This is a genomic window from Marinobacter sp. AC-23 (assembly GCF_001858325.1).
In the GTDB taxonomy this organism is placed as follows: domain Bacteria; phylum Pseudomonadota; class Gammaproteobacteria; order Pseudomonadales; family Oleiphilaceae; genus Marinobacter.
In genome coordinates, this window is sequence record NZ_MBPP01000103.1 from 1 (window position 1) to 923 (window position 923).

The 923-nt window shown below is 52.7% G+C and carries 1 protein-coding gene; it reads left to right on the forward strand.

The genetic code is table 11. The features are described from left to right. Positions 1-23: 23 nt before the first annotated feature. Positions 24-923 (forward strand): IS630 family transposase (locus BCA33_RS19555; protein WP_083394842.1); only part of this gene is annotated, 900 nt, incomplete at its 3' end.

Here is a 923-nt window from a genome sequence, read left to right on the forward strand (position 1 = left end):
TTAATCTAACTGTAAACGATCAGTTGGAACTCGAAAGTTGGTGCCGAACCAATACCCTGAGCCAGCATCTGGCGCAACGCGCCAAGATTCTTTTGTTACTGAACGAAGGTGAGACACCAAAAGGGATCTCAGACTCTCTTCAGGTTAGCACTCAAACCGTCTTCAAGTGGCGCAAACGCTACAGTGAGCGAGGTCTTGAGGGGCTTTATGACGCGCCGCGACCCGGTCAGCCGCGAAAGCTGGACGGTAAAACCGTCAAGAAGATTTTAGATGACACGGTCCATAAGGTTCCGAAAGAAGCCACACACTGGAGCATCAGCCTTATGGCCGAGCATGCCGGGGTGACGCGCTGGCAAGTGCATCAAATCTGGAAAGCAGCCGATTTGAAGCCGCACCGGATCAAAACGTTCAAGATCAGCAACGACCCTCACTTCGCCGAGAAGGTTTGTGATGTTGTCGGGCTCTATATGAATCCCCCGGACAATGCACTGGTTCTGTCTGTTGACGAAAAGACCCAAATTCAGGCTCTTGACCGAACTCAGCCAAAATTGCAGCTTCGTCCAGGACAAGTGGAGCGTCGCACACACGATTACAAACGTCATGGCACAACCAGCCTGTACGCTGCGTTTAATACACTGACGGGCCAGGTGATTGGTCGAGTCACTCAGCGCCACCGGGCCAAGGAGTTTTTGGATTTCTTGCGACAGATTGATCGAGAAACTCCGAAGGGTATGGATCTACATTTGATTCTGGATAACAGCTCGACTCACAAGACGCCAGAGGTCAAAGCTTGGCTGGCCAAGCACCCTCGATTCAAGCTGCACTTCACGCCCACGAGCGCGTCCTGGCTCAATGCGGTGGAGGGTTGGTTTAGCCAACTGGAGCGACGGGCTCTTTATCGAGCATTTCACCAGTGTCGGCGA